We start from the raw sequence: 6,420 nt of genomic DNA on the forward strand, positions 1-6,420 counted from the left end.
AGGACTTCGGGCAGGTTTTTTATGCTCTTTGGAGTTTTAGCGGACAGCAATAATTGGTTATAATCAATGGTAAGGCTTTTTTAGCACCTTTTTGTACCGCTCTTGTACCTCCACTTTTCAAGAGTAATAATTTGAGACTCCATTTTTGGCAAATGAGTGCAAGATTGCCGAGAGTTTTGGACAATGATGGACGATGATATAAGACTATTGAAAATAAACGGAGTAATGACAGACGACTTTTTCTACAATAAATTAAGTAAAAAAGTATAAAAAGCGTACAAATGACAGCAAGCAAAGAAAGAATTCTAAAAATTTGCGAGTATTGTGGGAAGAGCTTCTATGCATCAAAATCCACAACTCGTTATTGCTCCAAGCAATGCAACAGTTATGCCTATAAGGCAGCAAGACGTGAGGAGAAAGTAAAGATGGCTGAGACAATGAGCCACCGAAAAGCTTCCGAGAAATCCATGTCTGAAATCCTCGTGAAAGAATACCTCACTATTCAAGAGGTCGCTATACTTTTGGGACTAAGCAGACAGACCATATATAATATGGTGTATAGTGGTAAGTTGCGAGCATCCAAGATTACTTCTCGTTTATCTTTAATCAGAAAGCGAGATATAGATTATCTTGTTGATAGTTTGCCATACACCACAAATAAAAGTGCTTCAAAAGAAGCAGTTCATGCAAACCGAGAGCTACCTGTTCCAGAATATTACTCTGCCAAGGAAATTGCAGAAGTCCACAACACTTACGAGACCGCCATCTATGAGATAGTCAAGAAAGTCAAGATTTCAAGAATATCCATACAAGGAAGAGTATATTGGAACAAGAAAGAGGTGGATGATTATTTTGCACACCTGTCTCCAGATCCAACCATCAGTGAATGGATGACTGTTATGGACATTCAACAGAAATATTGTATGACGAAAACAGCCGTATATAGTTTCGTTAGTCACAATGCTATTCCAAGAAAAATGGAAGGTAACAATGTTCTGTATTCCAAGCGTCATGTACAATTGGCAAAAGGTGAATCCGTAGAAGACCAACTTTATTATACAATACCGGAGGCCATGAAGTTGTATGGTTTAAGTCAGGACCAGATTTATAAGCGTATCAAGAAATACGCTATTGAAAAGGTGAAGATTGGCAAGTATATCAAGATTTCCAAGCGAGATTTAGAGAAAGCTATCGGCAAGCCTAAGGTTATTTAGCGGTTATCAAAAGGTTAAGTTGTACCCCATTACATAACTCTATTATTTTGCAATCGATTTCAAAGATCTCTTAATACGGGATCATATATGAAACATAAGTATCACATTATAAAAAGTAAACATCATGGTAAATACATGTACAAGAGTTTCTCTTCGCCAAAGAGCGATTAAAAACGACCGTATTTCTCTTTATTTGGATTTCTATCCACCAGTACGCAACCCTGAGACTATGCAAATGAGTCGCAGGGAATATTTAGGTATCTATATCTATGCTCATCCAAAGAATGAGATGGAACGTGAGTTTAACACAGATATGCTCAACAAAGCAGAGGCCATCCGTTGTATCAGAACCCAATCACTCATCAATGAAGAATTTGGTTTTTTGGACAAAACACGACAGAAAGCTGATTTTTTGGCATACTTTGAGAAGATGACACATAAGAAAGATGACAAGTGGACATGTGTCTACAAGCATTTCTTCAAATTTGTTCAAGGTCATTGTACATTTGGGGATGTGACAGTGGAACTTTGCAAAAAGTTCAGAGAGTATCTTCTGAATGCAAATCAACTGAATCGAACAAAACAAAAGGTATCTCTCAACTCTGCAGCAGGTTACTACTCTACTTTCCGTGGTCTCTTAAAAATCGCCTATCGTGACAAGTGGCTGCGTGAGAACATCAATGACTATCTGGACAAGATTGAGCCACAAGATGTAAAGAAGGAGTTTCTTACCCTCGATGAAGTAAAGCAGTTGGCAGCTACTCCTTGCGATATACCTGTACTGAAGTCTGCCTCCCTCTTTGCTTGCCTCACAGGTTTGCGAATCAGCGACATCTTAAAATTGCGTTGGGAAGACTTCGAGATAGCTCCCGACCAAGGCTATTGCTTGCGTATTCGTACCCAGAAGACTCAGACCGAAGCAACCTTGCCTATCAGCAACGAGGCATACGAACTATGTGGTAAACCTAGCACGGGTATCGTGTTCAAGGGATTGAAGCGCAGCATGATTAACCATCCCCTTAAAGCATGGTTGAAGAAGGCAGGAATCACCAAGCCATTTTCATTCCATTGCTTCCGGCACTCGTATGCAACAATCCAAATCGCCTTAGGCACAGACATTTACACGGTTTCGAAGATGCTTACCCATAAGAATGTAAGCACAACACAGATATATGCCGACCTCGTGAACGCAAAGAAAAGAGAGACAGCAAATAAGATTTCTCTTAAATAAAACCATTGCATTCATTTCATGGTGCCCGATATTGAAAAAATGTTCAATATCGGGCTTTTTAGTTAAAGGCTCCTAAAAGTTTTACGTGAGTCACGCGTGACTCACGTGTCAGTTTCTGCAGTTTTTCCTATTTTTGCGCCACAAATGATTAATAATACGCAATATGAAACAGTTTAAAAAAGAATTTTTGACACAGCATTTATTGGTTTTGTGTGCAATGTCTATCATTGGTGCACTTGTTCGCAACGAAGCTATGCAATATGGTGTAGACACCTTTAGCTGCAACTTGACGTTCGTTATCTCAACCACCATACTGATGGTTGTTTATCTCCATGCATTAGATAGTATCGTACGATTACTTGCCCCATGGTTTAAGCATATCTTTTGTAATACAGTAAACAATACAGAAAGAAAGCGTCTGTCTTCTATTGCCATCAATGAAACAAATACATATGACGAGGGGGAAGAGCTAAACCTGGAAGATGTAACTTTTGTCTATGCAGATGAAGCCTCTTCTTGTATTACAAGCTATGAACAGTTGAGACAGGAAGCATTGGAAGACAAAGCCAAGAAGGAAAAGGTCTTGTTAAACTCAGCTATCGATTATACCAGAAGAACTTTTGCTGCCTACATGAAAGAGGAGCATTTGAACCAACTTTGTGACAACATCGCTATTTTCCAGTGTTGTGCCTCTACACACATGAGACATCATTCATTGATTGTTGACAAGGCTATTCGTACTATAGACTTAATGCATTATGCTTGGAATATAGGAAATCTCTTCAAGAAGAAAGGCATTGATACTTTCATTTATCATATCTGTTCATTTTTTATTATTCGAGTTGAAGCAAATGGTATCAGCACTTCAACCTACATCATCAGCAAATAACCATATATTAGTTGAGATTGATGAGGCTGCTATTATTATAATGAAGTCGAAGCCAACCATTTATCGATTGGTTAACCAAGGCATTCTGCCATCCTATAAAAAAGGTAAGAAGCTATACTTCTATAAGGATGAGCTGCTTGCATGGATTGAGAATGGTCGAAAAGCTACCAAGGAGCAGAACCATTCTGAAATGCTAAAAGCCATGCAAGGAGGAATGAAGCGCAAACCCAAGTCAATGTATAACTTTTAACTCTATGCCAAATGACAGCTTTAAATAACAATAAGGAAACTTCCATCAATCCAATGATTATCATGGATAAGGCTATTGATATGAGTACTCGCCTATCAGGTAGCCAATTTCCCGTAAGCATCTTTCCTGCCAAGATTCAGAGAATCATCAAGGAGGTACACGAATGCCACAGTTTTCCTACCGACTATATATCAGCAGCCATACTCACTGCATTGGCTGTTGGTATCGGCAACACGCACTTGGCACAGATGAAACAAGGTTGGCTTGAAAGTCCTATCTTATACATGGCTCTTATCGGAAGACCAGGAGCCAACAAGAGCCACCCACTTAGCTTCGCTATGAAGCCATTCCTCGATTACGACTATGAGCAAAACAAGTTGTTCGAGGAGCAATACAGTAAGTTTGAGGAAAAGATGTGCATGTCTCGCAAGGAACGCATTGAAAATGGAGAGGATGGATTTCCGCAAGAACCTGTACGCAAACGTTTCTTGGTCTCTGATGTCACACCAGAAGGCTTGAGCTATATTCATGCGCAGAACAAGAGGGGTTTGTGCCTATGGACAGACGAGTTGTCTGCATGGTTCAAGAACTTCAACCGCTATAACAATGGTTCAGAGGAACAGTTCTGGCTATCTGTCTTTAGCGCCAAGACAACCATATCAGACAGAAGAAGTTCCAAGAGTTCCATTTTCATTAAACGCCCCTATATCTCAGTAATCGGAACCATCCAAAAGAAGATACTTAGTGAGTTGGCGAAAGGCGAACGCTCCAGCAACGGCTTCATCGATCGCATTTTGTTCGTCATGCCTAACCTTCAGCAGAAAGCGAGATGGAGTGACCGAGAGTTGCCCGATAATATAGAGCGAGATTGGCAAAACATCATTCAACACCTAATTGATATGGAGTGTCCAATAAATGAGCAACAGGAAATCGAGCCTCATGTCTTATCATTCACTGAAGAAGCTAAGGCAAGGCTCTATGAATGGCAGCATCACTTCTCCGAGCAATGCGACAATGAAACAAATGATACCATTGTCAGCATCTATTGCAAATTGGAGATATACATCATCCGTTTCTGTCTGATTATTCAATTGGCACGATGGACGTGTGGAGAATGTGATAAGGAAGCCATCGATCTGCTGAGTGTAGAGCGAGCCATCCGATTGACAGAGTATTTCAAGAACTCTGCCATATCAGTACAAAATATCCTCAACGAGAATATGCTCACCGCTCAACAACAAGCAATCGTCAACCATCTTCCTGCAACATTCACCACGGCGCAAGCTCATGATGTCGCCAAAGAGAACGACATGAAGTCAAGGACATTGGAAAGATTTCTGAATGATAACATCGGAGTTCTATTTCGCAAAGAGAAGCATGGAGAATATTCAAAGATTAACTCGTGACGGTATTGTCGGAATTGTCGCTTTTGGCGGTTTTAATACCCAAAGCGACAAAACCGACAGAACCGCCACATAAAAAAGAAATGAAATGAGTACACATAGATTCATATTAGAGCCATACAAAGGCATCGCTACCCGACATACATGTCCAGAATGTCATAAGAAACGTAGCTTCGCCCGATATATTGACACAGAAGGGAAGATTGAGTTTCCTCCTTACGTGGGTCGCTGCAACCATGAGCAAAGTTGTGGTTATCACTTCACTCCCAAGGATTTTTTTGAGAAGAATCCTGAGAAGAATGAGACATTCACAAAGGATGAGACTATTTCATATAAGAAGAGAGAAATGCTGAAGCCATTACCCACTTCTTATATAGACGAGAACATCATGCGAAGTTCTCAGAAATGTTATGAGGCGAACAACCTTTTCTTGTTTCTATCTTCTCAATTCGGTGAAACAGCTACTCTTTCTTTGATGGAGAAATATCATGTCGGAACTTCCAAACACTGGACTGGTGCCACGGTATTTTGGCAAGTTGACAATCAAGGTAAGGTGAGAACTGGTAAGGTAATGCTCTATTATCCCGAGACAGGTAAGCGAGTAAAAGAACCATACAACCATATTTCATGGGTACACTCGCTTATCCCCCACAAGGATTTCAATCTCTGTCAATGCTTCTTTGGCGAACATCTTATCAATAAAGACAAGACCAAGCCTATAGCATTGGTTGAAAGTGAGAAGACAGCCTTGATAGCCTCCTACTATCTTCCTCAATTCTTATGGATAGCAAGTGGTGGTAAGAATGGTTGCTTTAACACGAAGTCGTTATCTGTTCTGAAAAACAGAGATGTGGTCTTATTCCCTGATTTGGGAGCGACAACAGTTTGGCAAGATAAGCTGCCAATGATGCAAGTTCTCGGCATCCGTGCAACACTTTTCGACTTTTTAGAGCATCAAGCCTGCGAAGAAGATAAAGCGAAAGGCTTGGACATTGCTGATTATTTGCTCAAAATCAAGCCTGCAGAAGCAAAACTTCAAGCCCTCTTCAAACAGAATCCTGCCATTCGGAAGTTGATAGATGTCTTCAAACTCGAAATTGTTGACGAGCCTCAACCACGTTTCCGCACTCCTAAAAGGCAACGTGGTTTCAGACTCTGAGATGATTTTAAAAAATCGAGGTATCTGACGATAGCAAGTTATGTTTTGAGTTACTCAAAACCTTTCGAGTTACTCTCGAAAGCACTTGCCTATCGGTAGATACCTCTCCAAAGTCGAGTATCTGAATCAACCTATTGGTAAGCTGAGAATTGCATATATGATGACTTACTGTCGTATAGATTCATTGATTTACTGTCGTATATATATGCATGTCATATGATAAAACGTTTTACATGGAATGAGTAGAAAAAGCCAATTTTTCTTTCTACTATAT

Annotated in this window: 5 protein-coding genes and 1 pseudogene; all 6 read left to right on the forward strand. The window is 40.1% G+C overall.

Annotated elements, in window-relative coordinates; translation table 11 throughout:
- Nucleotides 1–281 precede the first annotated feature (281 nt).
- Complete coding sequence (locus KTQ90_RS12480; RefSeq protein ID WP_217318703.1) at nucleotides 282–1,214, forward strand: helix-turn-helix domain-containing protein; 933 nt, start codon at nucleotides 282–284, stop codon at nucleotides 1,212–1,214.
- Between the two features lie 124 nt (nucleotides 1,215–1,338).
- Nucleotides 1,339–2,445 (forward strand): site-specific integrase, encoded by a 1,107-nt coding sequence (locus KTQ90_RS12485; RefSeq protein ID WP_217318704.1) that lies wholly within the window; start codon nucleotides 1,339–1,341, stop codon nucleotides 2,443–2,445.
- A 163-nt stretch (nucleotides 2,446–2,608) separates the two neighbouring features.
- On the forward strand, nucleotides 2,609–3,334 hold the full coding sequence (locus KTQ90_RS12490; RefSeq protein WP_217318705.1) for a hypothetical protein: 726 nt from the start codon (nucleotides 2,609–2,611) through the stop codon (nucleotides 3,332–3,334).
- Nucleotides 3,279–3,584 (forward strand): annotated as a pseudogene (locus KTQ90_RS12495) (helix-turn-helix domain-containing protein); the annotation flags it as partial. The gene KTQ90_RS12490 and the pseudogene KTQ90_RS12495, both read left to right, overlap by 56 nt.
- 11 nt (nucleotides 3,585–3,595) lie before the next feature.
- The gene (locus KTQ90_RS12500) at nucleotides 3,596–4,990 is read left to right on the forward strand and encodes a YfjI family protein (RefSeq protein ID WP_217318707.1); all 1,395 of its coding nucleotides are present in this window, start codon (nucleotides 3,596–3,598) and stop codon (nucleotides 4,988–4,990) included.
- Between the two features lie 85 nt (nucleotides 4,991–5,075).
- Nucleotides 5,076–6,146 (forward strand): DUF6371 domain-containing protein, encoded by a 1,071-nt coding sequence (locus KTQ90_RS12505; protein ID WP_217318708.1) that lies wholly within the window; start codon nucleotides 5,076–5,078, stop codon nucleotides 6,144–6,146.
- The last annotated feature ends 274 nt before the right edge of the window (nucleotides 6,147–6,420 follow it).

The organism is Leyella stercorea (assembly GCF_019052365.1).
Taxonomy (GTDB): Bacteria; Bacteroidota; Bacteroidia; order Bacteroidales; family Bacteroidaceae; genus Prevotella.

Coding starts and splice junctions, on each gene's coding strand:
- KTQ90_RS12485 (WP_217318704.1), top strand. CDS start 1,339: ATGGTAAATACATGTACAAGAGTTTCTCTTCGCCAAAGAGCGATTAAA.
- KTQ90_RS12480 (WP_217318703.1), top strand. CDS start 282: ATGACAGCAAGCAAAGAAAGAATTCTAAAAATTTGCGAGTATTGTGGG.
- KTQ90_RS12500 (WP_217318707.1), top strand. CDS start 3,596: ATGACAGCTTTAAATAACAATAAGGAAACTTCCATCAATCCAATGATT.
- KTQ90_RS12505 (WP_217318708.1), top strand. CDS start 5,076: ATGAGTACACATAGATTCATATTAGAGCCATACAAAGGCATCGCTACC.
- KTQ90_RS12490 (WP_217318705.1), top strand. CDS start 2,609: ATGAAACAGTTTAAAAAAGAATTTTTGACACAGCATTTATTGGTTTTG.